The 17852-nt window shown below is 41.8% G+C and carries 12 protein-coding genes and 1 pseudogene; 8 read left to right on the top strand and 5 right to left on the bottom strand.

Annotation, left to right across the window (positions count from 1 at the left end; all coding sequences use genetic code 11):
• The first annotated feature begins 43 nt into the window (after positions 1–43).
• From topA to CDC37_RS07105, 5 genes are all read left to right on the top strand, one after another.
• Entirely contained in the window at positions 44–2689 is a 2646-nt protein-coding gene (gene topA, locus CDC37_RS07120; RefSeq protein WP_096621133.1) for a type I DNA topoisomerase, read from the top strand.
• A 318-nt stretch (positions 2690–3007) separates the two neighbouring features.
• Positions 3008–3145 (top strand): hypothetical protein, encoded by a 138-nt coding sequence (locus tag CDC37_RS24710; protein ID WP_172892765.1) that lies wholly within the window; start codon positions 3008–3010, stop codon positions 3143–3145.
• Between the two features lie 32 nt (positions 3146–3177).
• Positions 3178–3630: a type II 3-dehydroquinate dehydratase gene (gene aroQ, locus CDC37_RS07115; protein WP_096621132.1), complete on the top strand. Its 453-nt coding sequence runs from the start codon at positions 3178–3180 to the stop codon at positions 3628–3630.
• A 214-nt stretch (positions 3631–3844) separates the two neighbouring features.
• Entirely contained in the window at positions 3845–4717 is an 873-nt protein-coding gene (locus CDC37_RS07110; protein ID WP_096621131.1) for an ADP-ribosylglycohydrolase family protein, read from the top strand.
• Positions 4718–5990: 1273 nt separating this feature from the next.
• Entirely contained in the window at positions 5991–8663 is a 2673-nt protein-coding gene (locus tag CDC37_RS07105; RefSeq protein ID WP_231943268.1) for an HD family phosphohydrolase, read from the top strand.
• A 110-nt stretch (positions 8664–8773) separates the two neighbouring features.
• Here the strand turns inward: CDC37_RS07105 and CDC37_RS07100 are convergent, their stop codons facing one another.
• From CDC37_RS07100 to CDC37_RS07080, 5 genes and pseudogenes are all read right to left on the bottom strand, one after another.
• Positions 8774–9373 carry a DUF4340 domain-containing protein gene (locus CDC37_RS07100; RefSeq protein ID WP_096621129.1) on the bottom strand — a complete coding sequence of 200 codons (600 nt, stop codon included), beginning with the start codon at positions 9371–9373 and terminating at the stop codon, positions 8774–8776.
• A 312-nt stretch (positions 9374–9685) separates the two neighbouring features.
• A complete protein-coding gene (locus tag CDC37_RS07095; RefSeq protein WP_096621128.1) occupies positions 9686–11287 on the bottom strand; it encodes a GldG family protein in 1602 nt (533 codons plus the stop codon).
• Positions 11288–11331: 44 nt separating this feature from the next.
• Entirely contained in the window at positions 11332–12135 is an 804-nt protein-coding gene (locus CDC37_RS07090) for an ABC transporter permease (protein WP_096621127.1), read from the bottom strand.
• Positions 12136–13158, bottom strand: a complete 1023-nt coding sequence (locus CDC37_RS07085) for an ABC transporter ATP-binding protein (protein ID WP_096621126.1) — start codon at positions 13156–13158, stop codon at positions 12136–12138.
• Positions 13159–13664: 506 nt separating this feature from the next.
• A pseudogene (locus CDC37_RS07080) lies at positions 13665–14807 on the bottom strand (IS4 family transposase).
• A 20-nt stretch (positions 14808–14827) separates the two neighbouring features.
• Between CDC37_RS07080 and CDC37_RS07075 the strand changes: the two are divergent.
• From CDC37_RS07075 to CDC37_RS07065, 3 genes are all read left to right on the top strand, one after another.
• The gene (locus CDC37_RS07075; protein ID WP_231943261.1) at positions 14828–15589 is read left to right on the top strand and encodes an acyltransferase family protein; all 762 of its coding nucleotides are present in this window, start codon (positions 14828–14830) and stop codon (positions 15587–15589) included.
• Between the two features lie 409 nt (positions 15590–15998).
• Complete coding sequence (locus tag CDC37_RS07070; RefSeq protein WP_096621125.1) at positions 15999–16580, top strand: DUF4360 domain-containing protein; 582 nt, start codon at positions 15999–16001, stop codon at positions 16578–16580.
• Between the two features lie 112 nt (positions 16581–16692).
• A complete protein-coding gene (locus CDC37_RS07065) occupies positions 16693–17295 on the top strand; it encodes a DUF4360 domain-containing protein (RefSeq protein WP_096621124.1) in 603 nt (200 codons plus the stop codon).
• Positions 17296–17852 lie beyond the last annotated feature (557 nt).

Here is a 17852-nt window from a genome sequence, read left to right as displayed (position 1 = left end):
TATTTAGCTATTAGTGCGCAAGCAGGTCTCTTTTTTTACCTCCATGTCAACTCTTGTCATTGTCGAATCTCCTACCAAAGCCCGAACAATTCGCAACTACCTGCCAAAGGAATATCGGGTAGAAGCATCAATGGGTCATGTCCGTGACCTTCCCCAGACAGCTAGCGATATCCCCGCAGCCGTTAAGGGGGAAAAATGGGCACAACTTGGGGTCAATGTCGATGCGGACTTTGAACCGTTGTATATTGTCCCCAAGGATAAGAAAAAAATTGTCGCCCAGTTAAAAGACGCGCTCAAAGACGCTTCGGAACTGATTCTGGCAACGGACGAAGACCGAGAAGGGGAAAGTATTAGTTGGCACTTGTATCAGTTGCTCAAACCCAAAGTGCCGACTAAGCGTATGGTATTTCATGAAATTACCAAGGAAGCCATCCAAGCGGCCTTGCAAAACTGCCGCGAAATCGATGATAAACTAGTACGCGCCCAAGAAACTCGGCGCATTCTCGATCGGTTGGTTGGTTATACCCTTTCACCCCTATTGTGGAAAAAAATTGCCTACGGTCTATCCGCCGGACGGGTACAGTCGGTGGCGGTTCGGCTTCTGGTACAACGAGAACGCCAACGTCGTGCTTTTCGTCAAGGTTCCTATTGGGATTTAAAGGCCGAACTAAGTCACAACCAAGCTGGGTTTGTGGCGGTTTTAACCAATTTAGGGGGAACCAAAGTTGCCACTGGCAGCGATTTTGATGCTGCAACAGGGCAAATTATGGCGGGACGCAATGTGGTTTTACTCGACCAAACCCAAGCCAATGAACTGAAAGAGCGTTTAGCAAATCAAGTTTGGCACGTTACAGAATTAGACGAGCGTCCCGTCACCCGCAAGCCATCGGCTCCTTTTACCACTTCCACCCTACAACAGGAAGCCAACCGCAAGTTGCGCCTATCGGCGCGGGATACCATGCGTACTGCCCAAAGTCTCTACGAACAGGGTTATATTACCTACATGCGTACTGACTCTGTACATTTATCAGACCAAGCCATTCAAGCCGCACGGGAATGTGTCGAAAAGTTGTACGGTAAAGAATATTTAAGTCCCAAACCACGGCAGTATACCACGAAATCCAAGGGCGCTCAGGAAGCCCACGAAGCGATTCGTCCTGCTGGTAGCAGTTTTCGTACACCCCAGGAAACAGGATTAAGTGGGCGAGAATTGCAATTGTATGATTTAATTTGGAAGCGAACCGTGGCTTGTCAGATGGCAGACGCGCGACAAACCCAAATTACCGTACAGTTACAGGTGGAAGAAGCGGGATTTCGAGCTTCTGGGAAAAGGATCGATTTTCCTGGCTATTTAAGGGCTTATGTGGAAGGTTCGGACGACCCGGAAGCCGCTTTGGAAGACCAGGAGGTGATTTTGCCTAATTTGCAGGTGAATGACCAGCCCAGATGTGAAAATTTGACCGCAGTTAAACACGAAACCCAGCCACCAGCCAGGTATACGGAAGCAAGTTTGGTCAAAACTTTAGAAAGTGAAGGGATTGGTCGTCCTAGTACCTATGCGAGTATTATTGGCACAATTATTGATAAGGGCTATGCAAATTTAACTAATAATGCCCTAGTCCCTACCTTTACGGCCTTTGCTGTCACCCATTTACTAGAAAAATATTTTCCCGATATCGTGAATCCAGGGTTTACGTCGAGTATGGAACAAACCCTGGATGATATTGCCGCAGGGGAGGCTAATTGGCTACCCTATTTGCGGGAATTTTATCTGGGTGAAAAAGGTTTGGAAACCCTAGTACGGGAACAGGAAGATAAAATTGATGCCACCGCCGCACGGACGATTGATTTGGAAAACCTTGATGCCAAGGTGCGCATTGGTAAGTATGGGGCTTATGTCGAAGTGGAAGGGGAAGAAGGGGTAATGACAGCTTCTATTCCCAAGGATTTAACCCCTGCCGATTTAGACCCCCAAAAGGTGCAAATTATCCTCAAGCAAAAAACCGAGGGTCCCGATAGTTTGGGTCATCACCCGGAAACCGGAGAACCGATTTACGTCAAAATTGGCCCCTACGGTCCCTACGTACAGCACGGCGATAAATCGGAGGAGAACCCCAAACCCAAACAAGCTTCCTTACCCAAAGGGGTGACAACAGAAACGGTGACCCTGGAAATGGCTGTTGGTTTGTTGGCACTACCCCGCGATTTGGGGGTACATCCGGAAACGGGAGCCAAAATTCAAGCCAATTTAGGACGCTTTGGCCCCTATGTGGTTCACAATCATAAGGAAGGAAAGGATTATCGTTCCCTGAAGGCTGGGGATGATGTGTTGACGATTACTTTAGAACGGGCTTTGGAATTACTGTCGGAACCGAAAAAGGTGCGGGGTAGCAGCAAAACCAAAGCGGCTTTACGGGAATTGGGTGTCCATCCCGAAGATGAGCAACCTGTAAATATTTACGATGGACCCTACGGTGCTTATATTAAGCATGGTAAAACCAATGTGGGTATTCCAGAAGGGGAAAGCGTTGAAAGTATTACCTTGGAAACGGCTTTGGCATTACTAGCCAGTAAGGCAACGACTAAATCGGGACGTAAAGGTAGTAAATCGAAAACCAGTACCGAAAAATCCACTAAATCGACTAAATCCACTACTAAGACCAAGAAAACTGTGGCGAAAAAGGCTTAGATATGGTTGATAGTTAACTGGTAACTGTATCAATATCTATTTTTGTTTCCTATTCCCCCATCGTTTGATAGAAAAAATTAATCGGTCTCAGGATTGATGTGAATGGATACTAAATACCCTTCTTGAGTCAGATGTCGCTCTAATATCTCAGGATGTGATAATCTATAGGGAAAAGGGAAAATAAAAACCTGTTTTCCGCAATTAAATGTGGACAGTTTTTGGAAGTGTTACTTTCAAGAGGCACATTGGTTGTCACCCTAATTACTCCGTAGGTTCAGGGCAACTACATTAGATAGTATCTCAGGAGCAGTCAGTTTAATGGATTATATTGATAAGGTACTGGAAAAGCTCAAAGAATTAGCGCGTAAGCTGATAGAAGCTCTGCTAGGTCCAGAAGCAGAACCAGAACCAGAATTGATTCCCATACCTGTAAATGACCGGAATCGTCGTCGCTAGGTTGGTTAATTCTCGGATCGCAGGATACTGTTTTGGATATTCTAAGTATTTTGGTGCTGCATGGACCAAACTTGAATTTGTTGGGGACGCGAGAACCTGATACATATGGTGTGCAAACCCTGAATGACATTAACCGCTTGCTGGAGGCTGAAGCCCAAAAGTTGGCGGTTCGTTTGTCCTGTTTGCAGTCAAATCATGAGGGTGTTTTGGTGGATGCAATTCACGGGGCAATGGGCCAACAACAGGGAATTTTAATTAATCCGGGAGCCTATACCCACACGAGTGTAGCATTACGGGATGCGATCGCGGCGGTCAATTTGCCAGTAGTGGAGGTGCATTTGAGTAATGTGTATAAGCGAGAGGCTTTTCGGCATCATTCCTACATTGCTCCGGTTGCTGTGGGACAAATTAGTGGTTTTGGTGCTGACAGCTATTTATTGGGGTTGCAGGGTTTGATTCGCTATTTACGACAAAGTAATTCGTAATAGCCTGCGGCAAGCCGCTGCGTGTCTACGTAATTTATAATACTCGCTACGCGGGAAGTAAGCTACGTGATTTGTAGTTTGTAATGCCCTAGAAAAGATAAATTCATAATAGCCTGTGCCTACTGAATTTATAATGGTTGGTGATTAGCTGCTAGGTGTGTAATTTTTGGTTGGGAGTGGATAGGCGATGATTTGATGGTGGTATGGGGATGATATGCGCTATTCACTGCAAGCAAGATTACGAGGTTTTTTGTTGGGGGCTTTGGTGGGAGAACATCAAGCTTTCACAAGACGAAGAGAACAGGAAACTTGTTGGCGATACTCACGGACTTTGCTGCGTTGTTGTGAGTTGATTGTCAAACCCGGTGGACACAACTGGGAGAATTTGTGGAAGTTTTTAGAACCAGAGTTGCATGGTTGTGAGTTAGAGTCTGTGATCGCTGCTAGCTTACCGGTTAGTTTTCTTTTCCATGATAACCGGCAAAAGTGGCGATCGCATTTAGGTTATTTCCCAACTAGATTACAACTCGATCCAGTTGCAAGGGACTGGTTGTATATATTTAGCTATACTTTGGCAGCATTTTTACGGGAGGAATCCGACCCCGAAGGACTAATTCCGACCTTACTAGACCTGGTAGAAATGGGGAGTGAGGTGAGGGAGGTTTTAAAGTTAATTAGTAATTGGCAGTCAAAAAATCAAAGTTTGGCCAGCATTATCGGGGAACTAAATCAAGTCGGTTCTACAGTTCACACAAAATTAGCGATCGCGCTATACTGTTTGCTGAACTCCTGTGAAGATTTTGGTTTAACCTTAATTCGGTTGCACGAAAATTGCGATTGTGGTGGTGTTGCGACAATCATTGGAGCTTTATCAGGTGCTTATAACAGCGAGATCGCCATTCCCATTGAGTGGGATCTCGAAATCGCAAATATATCCGGCGATGGCTTGGGATATCGGACACAAGTTTTAAGATTGGCTGATGAACTTTTAGCATTTTGGTCAGGAGTGTATATTGATGCTTCACTTCCATCCGAGTTGGGTACTATTACTACGGTGGCATCACCTCGTGTTATGCGTCTACGCTAACCTGTAATGGGTTTTTGCGAAAGTCGTTTTGAGTACTTGACTATCCTTTTGGGTTAGTTTCCCAACATCTGCCCAGAATGTTGGCACGGTTTTCCATCTGTTGATCAACAGAGGAAATCAATCAGCTGTTGTGCATTTAATTTTTTATATATTTACTACTTTCGATGGATGACTGTACCCGACAGGAAGGCTTTGCCTATAACTGTTAACTCTCAATCGTTAGCCGTCAATAGCGAGGGAGTAGTTATGTGATTTCTGTGAGTTTTAGCTGACCGCAAGGTAAAGTGTCACAAATTTCCCATACTATCCCTATTTAAACAAAAAATTGCTCTGATTGGGTGATATTTGTATGTCCAAGGATTATCACTATGAAAATATTAGTGGAAATATCCAAAATCCAGAAATATTGAACAGAAAAGGGAATCAATATGCCCACAATTGTAGCTAGGTGTAGCTAGGGTGGTCTAATCAAAAATTATCACCATGAACTCCTAATCCTAGTATTCGACCACATTAATTTTTATGGGTGAGGAAAGGTACGTAGTTTGCACTTTACCCGCATTTCTCACAAAACCCTAAAACTCATAGGGAATAGTCCGTGACGGGAGTAGTGTAGACGCGTAGCGTCTAGTCTACGACAACGCTGCGCGTACCCGTAGGGTGTATAGGGGAAATTAGTCCGTCACTCAAGGCTTACAACTTACTCGTGAGAAATCCAGGTTTAGTACCTTGAATATTAAAGCTTTTCGGAGCTAAAGCCACAGAACTTATGTGGTGGAGTACTAGAGGTAGACCACACGATATCCCACATTTGGAGGGAGCGAATCCCTCAAATGAAAAGGAAGTAGGAAGTAAAAGGAAAATCGATCCGTCACTCAAGGCTGATAACTTAACTCGTGAGAAACCCAGGTAATGACCTCATGTAATTGTCTTCAGGAAAAGTAAAATCTCCCTATTTACATTGCAAAAATGAAATGATGTGGCAATCCTATTTTATGGGTGAAAAATATTGGTTTTGAATCTATCCAGGGGGACAAGTTAACGGTCAATAACCCCACATTTAAGACTTGATAAATCATTTAGTCGGATTGCTCTATAAAGCCTTGTTTTGTTGATTTTGATGATATTAATTTAATCTGCAAAAATTGGGTTATGCTAATTGTTGAACAGCTGAGGTTATGGTTGAAATATTTAATCAGTTTCCGACATGGATTGGTGGATTTGGCTCGTGTTATGAATCATCCCAATTAGGCGATCGCAGTCAGATATATTGATGAGAGACACACGACTATTACAGATGTTACTGGGACGATTACATCGCTGTTGGCAAAGATGTTGGGAATTTTGCCATTGTCGCGGTTTTAGGTGGCAAAAACTGCGAAAATCTCAGAGTTTGCCCAATGATGGCGTGTTTTGGCAGAGAAATCGTCGTTCTCTCTTGCGTCATCGCATCAAAACCTTTTCGCGTCGCTCCGACCTGTTAGCAATTATCGCTGTTATTTGTCTGACTGCAACAATCGGTTATCCACTTTATAATCAACCCCTGCTGAAGGTAGGAGCATTAGCACCACAGGATTATATTGCTCCCCGTGATGCCAAAGTTGAAAATACGGAAGCAACTGAACGCAAACGTCGTGAAGCTAAAGAGCAAGTGGTACGGGTGTTGATGATCGATGAGGCAAAAAATCAAGAAATTGAGCGAAAACGTGATTCAATTATCGAAAAAGGTGATGAGATTCGTGCGGTTGCGGGGAAATTTCCCTTTGTCGAACTTTCCGAATTAACGGAATCTACCCAGCTATATTTACGGAGAATGGGGGAGGATGAATGGGAGCGGTTGCAAGAAACTTTACGCAGTCCGAACCCAGAGAAAAATATTGCTAAACACCCACCCACGTCTGTAGGGAAAAAAACTAGTAGGGTTGCTAGTGAGTATTTATTTGTTTCTCCAAATCAGCCAAGTTTCGATCAGGTTAATGCAACTTCCAGCGATGAATCCATTTGGTTGCAATCTTGTTCTGAGGAGGACTGTGGAAGATTAACCCCAGTACAAAAGTCAGAAGATGTATCAGATGCTGAATTTAACCAAGCTTTAGAAGAATTAAAAACCCATCAGATTGCGCCGATTTCCAATTTTAATTCTTTACTGACGAAAATTAAAAATGCCAGGGAAAGCTACGCAAGAGCCAATCGTAAACGCCGAGATTTTGTCTTAGCTAATCCTCATAGTCCAAAGATTTTTCAAGATAGATTAATTATTGATTTGCTTGACAGTGAATGGGATAACGTCAAAAAACTGGTAATTCGGGGTACAAAGAAAATTCTCACCCAAGGAGTTGCGAAGGGATTACCACCCGCTATTATTGAAAATACAATTGAGTTGCACTTGGAATTAAACGTAGAATCTATTCCCAGTGAGAATGTCAGGACATTGGCTCGTTCCATGATGATGGAATTAATTGAGCCAAATTTGCAGATAGACGAGCAGCAAACTGAGTCCAATCGCAGGGATGCGGTCAAACGCGTTGAACCAGTATACGAGCAGATTACAAAAGGTCAAATAATTGTTAAACGAAGTCAGTTTTTGAAACAATTAGATATAGATATTCTCGAACATTTTCGGTTGAATCGACGGGAAATTCTGTGGCGACAACTATTACAATTGACCGGAACTATAGCCGTGTCTGTGTTAATTATGGCACGGGTGATATACCGTACATCCTATCGTTGGCGACAACGCGATCGCTTGTTAATTCTACTATTAACTTTAGCGGTGGCAGGCTTTTTAGTGATTACTTCCCAATTTTTTGACCAATTTGATTTTCCCTATGCTCCTTGGAGTGCTTTAGGTTTATTGCTAGGTAGTTTCTACGGTGCGGTTGTCGGTTCCTCCACCATCGTCCTACTTGTCCTAAACCTAATTATGGGACTTGAACACATAAATGTCAGTGGGGTAATTGCTGGTGGAATTGCAGCATTAATCGCTGCCAATATTGCCCCCCGTTTGCGATCGCGTGAGGAATTTGCCCTACTTGGTGTGGCGATCGCGGGAACGGAAGGAGGTGTATATTTACTCCTGAAAACTCTTATGGGTACAGTGTTTTCCCTCTGGTATGAGGTATTGCCCAGTGCCCTATTTTTCGGAATTTCTGGCTTCTCCTGGAGCATTGTAGCACTAGGTTTAAGTCCATACCTAGAGCAACTTTTTGACATTGTGACACCAATTCGTCTGGCGGAGTTAGCCAACCCCAACCGTCCCCTCCTCAAACGCTTGGCTGGGGAAACCCCAGGTACTTTCCAACACACCCTCCTCGTCTCCAGTCTCGCGGAAGCCGCAGCTCGAAAACTCGGATGTAACGTCGAACTAGTTCGCGCTGGTTGTCTCTACCATGATATCGGTAAAATGCACGACCCCCTCAGTTTTATTGAAAATCAGATGGGTAGACCCAACAAGCATGAAACGGAAATTAAAGACCCCTGGGTAAGTGCGGCAATCATCAAAAAACACGTGACAGAAGGTTTAGTCATGGCTCGTCGTCACCGTCTACCAACGGCGATTCAAGCATTTATTCCCGAACACCAGGGAACAATGACAATAGGTTATTTTTATCACCAAGCCCAACAAATCGCTCAGGAAAATCCACATATCCATGTTGATGAGAGTGATTTTCGCTACGATGGACCAATTCCCCAATCACGGGAAACAGGTATAGTTATGCTGGCTGATTCCTGTGAAGCGGCTTTACGTAGTCTGCAAGATGCTACGCCAGAACAAGCTTATAATATGTTAAATAATATACTTAGGGCACGCTGGAAGGATAATCAATTAATCAATTCCGGTCTCACCCGTGCAGATATGAATACAATTGCTGAGGTTTTCGTGGAAGTTTGGCAACAATTCCACCATAAGCGGATTGCCTATCCGAAATTGAAGGCTGGAAAGTGATAGGAAATTGAATACAGGAGGGGAAGAAGGATAAAAACGAAAACAGATTAATTCCGTAGAGACGCGATATATCGCGTCTCTGATTGGTTTCCCGTTTCCGATTCCAGACCCTAATTAGTTGGTGATGGGGAGGGTGGAGAAAAGGTTGGTGAGGGAAATGGTTCGGGTGCTTGTTTCCATTCATCGAGTTGACGATTTACAGCATTAAAAAAGTCTTGGGAAAGGAGAAAAACCTCTGGTTTGTTATCAGTTTGAGCATATATCTGGGTATTATTAAAGCTGGGTTTGCCGAGGATAATTTGATGACGATTTTGATTTTTTAACTCAATCTCAATGGTAGCGGTAGGTGAATCTAAACCATATTCACTGAGGGGGGGGGAGGTCTGTGGATCTAGATTCAGTTTTTCTTTAGTTGCGGTGGTGAGTAAATCGGTTAAATAGGAAACAGACGCGTTGTTCGCTGGTTCATTAATTGGTGATTTTAGTAACCACCGGGGATTATCTTGGCGATTCCGTTCGAGAAGAATTTTACTGTCGGGTTTAGTAATTGTCAACTTTTGAATATCATCAACAGCAAATTGAAATAGTTTTTGTTTATTTGCTTGTTGTTCTTCCCGTTGCTTTCCACCTTGAATTTCGTAGAAATAGACAAAGCCACCTAAACCAAGGGCTACAAGCATTAAAATCAAAGTAGTTCGCTGTAATTTCATTTTCAATACGTAGATAGGGAGTAGAGACGACCCAACGGGTCGTCTGTAAAGGGAGTAGGGAGTAGGAATAAAATAGTGTTAAAATCGATTTTTAAAACACCCTCTAAGCTTGACTTTATTCAAAATTAAGAACTTGGCTTTCCTTTTGCGGCAAAAATCCTGGTTTTTTGGCAAAGACTTTTTCCATGTCACAGATTTGCACTCAAGTCCAAAAACTAAAACAACTATCTTGCAATGGTTTCAGCGTCGGGTTGTAGGTTTTTTCAAAATGGATAAAGTCGAGCTAAGGGTAATCCAAAATCCAAAATCCATTCACCGTCTTTGCCACCAGAGTAAAGCACCAGTAATAAAACCGATTAATGGTAAAATAAATAGGGCCGATAACCGTAATAATAAACTTTGAAAAGCAGATAAATTCAAACGTCTGTTTTTCGCTTCCCGAGGACGAATTGATAGAATTGGCTGTTCTTGTTGACTTAACCAGCTAACGGAGTTTAAAAACACATCCCCGTTAATTTGCTGTTCAAATAAGCCATTACTTGCAAAATCCGCATCACCAATTATGACCATCCGTGCTTCTTTTGATGGTGTTTTCTCTTCCGGTGTCGGTGTCGCAGTAGATTCGGGAGTGGGTGTCGGTGTGGATTTATTATCTTTGATTTGTTTTACCAAAGCCACACCGATATGAAACGGACCCTTACGGTCTTTACCTTCGTTAAACTCAAGTTTTTCGCTGGTTGTGTCACTTTCAGCCCAACTTTGGGGGTAGGGTTTGGTAGTTAGTATGGGTGTTGCTGTAACTCCATCCACTGGGGTTGTGTCGATGGGACGAGCTAATCGATAGAAAGAAATATTATTTTGGAAGCTTTTGGTAATGGGATGTTCGCCGTATTCATTAATAAAAGTTACAGCCGGCCCGTAAAATTGGCTACCAACTGTGTCAATGGCGATACGACTATCAATGGTGACACCCCATTGCTGGAAAATTGGGTCAAGTTTGGGGTCTCCTTCCACATCCAGTAACACCATTAAATTTCCTCCCTGGTTCAAGAATGTTTGAATTGCTTGAACTTCCTGGGGGAGTAAACCGCGTTTTGCACCGGCAATGACGATGACATTTGCATCCTCCGGGATATTGGGGGATTGGGTGAGGTTGAGGGGTGCAGCAGAAAAATTCCGGTCTTTGAGGACACTAACTGCGGTAGAAAAGGATGCAGATGAATTTTCTAGGGTATATTCTCCATGTCCTTGGAGAAAATAAACTTTGGGATTGGAGGTACTAATTACTTGTTGGAGACGATTGGTGAGTAGTACCTCGGATATATTTTCTTCTGGTGTTAGGGTTTGCACCAGTTTACGGTTATTTTTGGCTTCAATAAAAACATCTCCTCCTTCCCGACTAACGTTGTATTCTTGAGCTAGTTGGGGACGTAGAAGGGGGTCGATGTATTCAAATTGGAATTTGGGACTTTGACGACGATAATTTTCCAGTAAGTTGCGATCGATGGGGTTTTGGTTGCCACTGAATACGGATACTTTAACTGGTGTTTGCAGCGATCGCAATAATTCTACGGTTTGTGGTGCAAGGGTAAATAGTTTGTTTTCGGTGGTATCAACTCGCCAAGTATAGCGGGTTCCCAGGAAATTTATTAAACCTAAGATGGCGATAACTGCAATTGTAGCTAAAATGGCGTTGGTTCCGGTTTGGGTGGAGCGTTTTTGCCACCATTGATTAGTTGCTGCTTGCCAAATCAACCAACCGATAATTAAAATTAATCCGGGGATGAGAGTGGCTGCGGTTGTTCCTCCCCAAATTCCGGAAACTATACCCAGGGATATTCCCGCGCTGGAGAGGAATAATCCTAGTAGCAAAATTAGGTATTTCCAAGGTTTTTTGTTGATGATTTTTTTCATATTCTTGATATCTATGGGCATCCAGTTGCAAATAAATTTCCCGTTTACTGACGTTGAAATCTGAATGCATCGATAGACTGGGCAGTCAGAAATACACCGAGAAAAATATAACTTAAAAACAAAATTACGCTACTAGTATCAAAGATGCCGTTCACGAGGTTACTGTAATGTCTGAGAAGGGAAAAGTGACCAATAGCGGAGCCAATTGTACCGCCAATCCTTTCGGCAACAAAGTTAATAAATAGGAGGGATAAAACTAGGGCGAAGGTCATAACTGCGGCTAAAATTGTGCTGTCAGTGAGGGAAGAAACAAACATCCCTAAAGCCAAAATCGACCCCGCTAATAAAATTAAACCCAGATGACCCACCCAAATAATGGCAAGGGAAATCGGCGGATTAGAATTAGTTAATACCAGCACTTCAAAAACTAGTAATGGTAAAAATAGGGTTATTACAAAAGTTAAAACACCTAATAATTTACCGACTGCTACAGCCCAATTTGTCACAGGGGAAGTTGCCAATAATTCTAGGGTTCCCCGTTTGCGTTCTTCGGCATACAATCCCATTGATAGTATTGGTAGGATAAATAATAATAAAGTTCCCATACTATCTAAAAAACCCCGAATAAATTCGTAGGGAACATCTAAAGCGGGAGTGGGAATTCCTAACTGTTGACCACGAATATCTAAACCAGCAACATAGGTCAAAATTTGTTCTAGGGTATTCACAAAAAATAGACCCGCCAAAAACCAAAAAATTCCCGCGATCGCATAGGCTAAGGGGGATAAAAAATAACTTTGTAATTCCCGTCGGTAGATGGCAATAATATTAGCAAAAATCACGCCCATTTAATTTTCTTCTCCTGCTTCTTCTATCTCCCTGTCACTCTCATGATGGTCTGGAATTTCTAAGGTCTTTTCTTCTGTTGTTAATTGTAAAAATACATCCTCTAAACTGGCTTTCACCCGTCGCATTTCATACAATCCAAACCCCCCTGTTAATAATGTGGATGCAAGTTGATTTCCTAATTCAGTTTGTGATTGACAAGCAACTCGCAAACAGGAACGATTCCCTGGTGTTGCTGGATATAATCCCTCCGGGGTCGGAATTGATTCTACCAGACTCACCCCAGGAATTTCCCGCAATATTTGTTTGGCTAATTCGACTTCTCCCTCAATTTCCAATTCGTATCCTGTTCCCCCCATCAACTCCTGCATCAATTTTTCGGGAGTATTGGTTGCAACTACCTTCCCCCGGTTAATAATGGTAATCCGACTACAGGTCATACTCACTTCCGGTAAGATATGGGTAGATAAAATCACTGTATGACTTCCAGCCAAACTTTTAATCAGATTCCGGACTTCAATAATTTGCCGTGGGTCAAGTCCGACGGTGGGTTCATCTAAAATAATCACTGGAGGGTCGTGAACGATCGCTTGAGCTATCCCCACCCGTTGTTTATACCCCTTGGATAATTTACGGATAATCGTGTGCCGACGTTCCGTTAAATTACACTTCTCCATCGCCAATTTAACCTGATGTGCGCGATCGCCTGCTGCTACCCCTTTAATTCTAGCCACAAAAAACAAAAACCCCTCGATGGTCATTTCCGGATACAAGGGGGGTGTTTCCGGTAAATAACCTATACGCTGACGTACCGCAAGGGAATTCTCATGGACATCAAACCCCGCAATCCTTGCTGTTCCCCTCGTTGCAGGTAAATAACCACTTAAAATCCGCATCGTTGTTGTCTTCCCTGCTCCATTTGGACCGAGAAACCCTAGTATCTCCCCCTGTTCCACCTCAAAGGTGACATCCGCGATCGCTTCGGTACTACCGTAGGTTTTGCTTAGATGTTCGACTTCAATCATTGTCTAAATAAATATTTCCTTAACTTAACTTCATACTTCGCCACCAATTTCCCACCATATTACAGTATTCATCGCCAATTCCTACCCCTGATGTTTGGCACTCAAATTAGTTCCCATGTTTTCCTGCAGGTACATTTGTTTTGTATAGTTTTATATGCAATTACCTCAGTGAAGCCAAATGTTCTAGCGTGATTTATATCTGATGGAAAGCGGGGAATGCAGGGTAAGAAAATGTATCAAAATTGGAATGAAATGGTATTAATTGAGTCAGATAAGTAATTTCAAAATAATTTTATCAAAGGTTTATCATCTCTTTGTGAATATATCGAAAAACGTTCATGATTAGTTTATAAATCTGAGAAGAGATAAAAGAATCAAGTTAATTCGTAATTCGTAATAGCCTACGGCAAGGCTACGCCTACGTAATTTTTAATTTGTAATTACTAATTCATCCTAATTCGTAATCATGTATTTATGTTCTGGAGCTGAAGGGGTGACGAAAATATCTACAAAGCTGATTCAATAAGCATCATAGCCCTTTCACCTCTTCGATAAAACTTCCACTTATTGCGATTTAATTTTATTAATTCGGTGACTAAATCGGTACATTTATACTTAAAATCCACCCAGGTTTGACCGTAAATTCCAACATAAAAGCTGCTATGTCTACGTACTTGACGACCATTTTCTTTCGGACGACAAACATATTCTTGAACACCTTTGAGCTTAATACTTTTTCCTTGAAGGCTTGCAGAAGTGTATGCAATAGTAATCAGTATAATTAGAGATATAAGTCTTGTTTGACAAGCACTTGAGTCTTCAAGATTATAGCCACCTGATTTCAAATCTTTAAACATTTCTTCAATGTCAAATCTTTGTTTATAAGCATTAATAGCAATCTCTAAGCTCGGAAAATTAGTAGCAATAAACCAGCCTTCTTTTGGGGTAACTCCTTTCACCTTTTTTTTCCATTTACAAGCCAAATTAACTGGTTGAAATCCGGTTGATTTAGTCAGCTTTACTCCCTGATAAAATACCGAAGTTCCAGACCTGAGACCAATTGCACTTAACTCACTCCAAATATCCTGTTTGATTTCAATATTTGTATTTTTCTTCATCCGCAAGCAGAAGCCTAGATTCTTCTCTGCAAGCCAATTAGCAAGTGATATCGAGCAAAATTCTCTGTCGCCTAAAATGCATACTTGATAATTTTTGAGAATCGCAAGACTGTTTGATATTACTGTTTTTTGCTCCTCCAGATTACTGCTACCTAATTTCGGTAATATATCAAAGCATACTGGAATTGCTCTTTTATCCCAAATAATACTTGTCATTAGTATATTTATTCAGCCCCAATTAGTTCTATCTATCGCCACATAAACTATTTTATTTGGCTGAAAATAAGTTGACATTATCACTGATAATATTGGATGCCAAACTGTTTCTATTTTTAAGTTATTCAGAACTAAAAACCTTTGTAATCTTCTCCTTCTACTTTCAAACTTTATTCCGATTGGCAGAGCATTCGCTAATTTTTCTAAATTTACCTTCTTGATTGATTGTAAAACCGTTATGAGAATGCTCAGGAAAATAAAATCTGCTGTTTTAAATTGATTTCTGAGGATTTTTTGGTATGATTCTTGTAACATTGTCATTTGGATAGGTCTTATTGACTATTTTGACCTATCCTTTTTCTACCATAAATCGTTGTATACTTTACAAAATAATACTTTCCGCTAGTTTCGTCACCCCTTCAGCCCTGTGGAGTATTGCTAGTGAATGGCAATTATATTTTATTTTCCCCTTTCTCCTATTACCCATTTGGCGAAGATGGGGAATTATATTTACGGTTTTCACGGGATTAATTATGGGCTTAATTCCCGTTTATTGTTTCAATGATGCTTTCAGTAGTGCTGCTCCTTGGTTTATCGGCATTTTTACACTGGGAATGGCTGCTGCGGATATTGGCTTTTCTCCCAAACCAAATCTGGTCAAATTACGTCAAACCCTTCCCTGGAAAAGTTTAGCATTAGTTTTTACCATCTTGGCATTCATTACGGAATGGCGACGTTTAGGGTTGCATCTGTGGATTGGGGAAACCTTTCTCGGACTTGCATGTGCTTACTTATTTATTTTCTGCACGGAACAGATTTTACAAAATAAACCCCTCCCTCGAATTTTGCAGATATTTGAACATCCCTGGGCAGTCACCCTTGGTAGTTTTTCCTACAGCCTATACCTCATTCATGGCCCTATCGTGGCGATGGTGCGTTATGCCCTAGCCTACTTTAACTTAGCACCCCTGACCTTTGCGATACTCCCCTGGAGTATCGCATTTTTCCTAGTTGCCACGTTTTCTTCCCTTATCATCAGCTATCTCTTCTTTTTAGCCTTTGAACGTCCCTTCATCAGCAATTTGACGAAAAAATAACCAACACCATCACCCCCTCTGGGAACATCCCGCTTCCCAAGCCATTCTGGAATCTCAGAGGTCTAAGCTATAACTATTAACTATTTGGATTTTTCCTTTATCACAAAATGTAAATTTTATCTGTATATCTCATCACTTTTTCTCTGGTTGAGTCATAATGTAAATGTGAGAGGTAAATATTTAAAACCGAACCGAACCAAGTTTTATCGCGAACCGTGTATTAAGACTCAAGCATATGTGATCAAAAGTTGGGCAATCACTTGCTGAACCTAAAACTTGTAAACAAACGAATATTCAAAAGTTTCTGTGTCGATGCGTAGCCAATTTACAAAATCGGTTTTTTAAATATTTTTCCTCCAAATCAACACTGTCCTCTAAAAACAGCCCTGATTAAGGCAGGGAGGTAGGTGTGAATCATCAAGATTATCGGAGAATATCAATTAATCTCCTTCCAGCTGTTCTGACTGCAACGGTGTTAGCAACGACTTTAGTAGTGCCAAGTTTTGCAGCGCCAAAATTCGGCATCGACAATATAAGTTATGGTGGTAGCGGTTGTCCACAGGGATCTGTCGATTTGCGATTCAGTCCCAACGGTCAAACTGTAACCATCCAAACCAATCAATTTATTGCCGATGGAAATACTTCCAGACAAAGGCGCAAAAGCTGTAATTTGACAATCCCGATTCAAGTTCCTTCTGGCTATCAAGTAGCAATTCGGAATGCAGATTATCGCGGCTATGTATCCCCCAGAACCGAAGGAAATCTGCGAACGGAATATTTCTTTGCTGGTGAAAGGGGTCCGGTGTTTTCACGAAGATTAAGGAGTGGGAATTACCGTGTACGTCATAATCCAACAGCAAGAACAAATCTCTGGTCACGTTGTGGTGACAGTGTAAATATGCGAGTGAATGCTTCTGTGACTGCTAATGGTCAAGGTATCGCCAGAGTGGAGCAAATGGCGTTGAATATGGCTTGGAGACGTTGCAGATAGAGTCTACAACAAATTGCATGTAAGTTATTGGCAATTGTTCTGTAATCTCAAACCGACTGAAAAAACTGAACAAAATTAATCACATCTCTTCATCTCATTGTGGAAGGTAAATATGAACGCGACAAAAATTCAAAAAGCATCGATGAATTTTGCTAAAACCTTTCTCGCAACAGCAATACTGACGGCTGCTTCCGTTGGTCCAGCCTTTGCAGCACCTAAAGTCGAAATCCTGGGTGCAGATTACGGTGGTAGTGGTTGTCCTGCTGGTTCTGCAAGTGTAACCGTTAGTCCTGATGGTCAGGAAGTGAGCATTTTATTTGATAAATATATCGCTGAAGCACCCAGTTCAACAGGATTCCGGAAAACTTGTAATTTAACCATTCCGATTAAAGTACCTTCAGGCTATCAAATATCCCTATTCACAGCAGATTACCGAGGCTATATTGCTCCTAATACCAGTGGAACACTGCGAGCCGAGTATTTCTTTGCTGGTGAACGCGGTCCTGTTTTCTCGAGAACATTAAATGGTGAACAAGAATACAACGTTAGACATCCGTTATTGGCAGAAACCTGGTCTCGTTGTGGTGATAGTGTGAACGTCCGCGCTAATACTTCCATGACAAGTAGAGGCAGAGGAATCGCCACCGTTGACTCCCTAGACTTTGCTCGTCGTGCTGGTATTATTTACCATGTCAAATACCGTGGCTGTCGCTAATTTACGGTTGAATTGGGCGAAAATTTCGCAAATGTTTGTTCGCTGACATTTAAGCCAGATTAAAGCTTGCTTGCTGTGAATCCCCTGATTAGGTCGATATAATCAAGGGGATTTTCCTGCTTTTTGGTTTATTGACGGTTAACTGGTGACAGAAAAGATTCTGAACTTTTAATCTATATCGCTGTGGGGGTGAATATAAAGCACTGTGAGCGCAACTACATGCCTTTTCTTATCCATCAAGTTTAATTGCGATCGCGTGATGAGTTACCGAATTAAAATCTCTTACTTCCCAACCTATCTGAGTTTTTTAAAATTTACATAGCCCCGGGGGCAACTTATCATACTATATCCGCGATTTGTCAAGATGTCAATTATAAATCCTGAAAGTATGATAATTTCGTCAGAAAATTGAGAATAGAATCATTAATATTGAGAATGAGGCTGGTTATTTTGTCAATAAGTCCGAAAACTGAGGGAGTTGACAATTTTGGCGTTTTCACAGATTTAAATAACTAATCAATCTATCTATTTTAGATTTTAGATTTTGGATTTTTATA

Origin of the sequence: Calothrix sp. NIES-3974 (genome assembly GCF_002368395.1) — a bacterium.
GTDB lineage: Bacteria > Cyanobacteriota > Cyanobacteriia > Cyanobacteriales > Nostocaceae > NIES-3974.
Note: the sequence above shows the minus strand (reverse complement) of the source record. Positions and strands in the feature narration are given on the sequence as shown.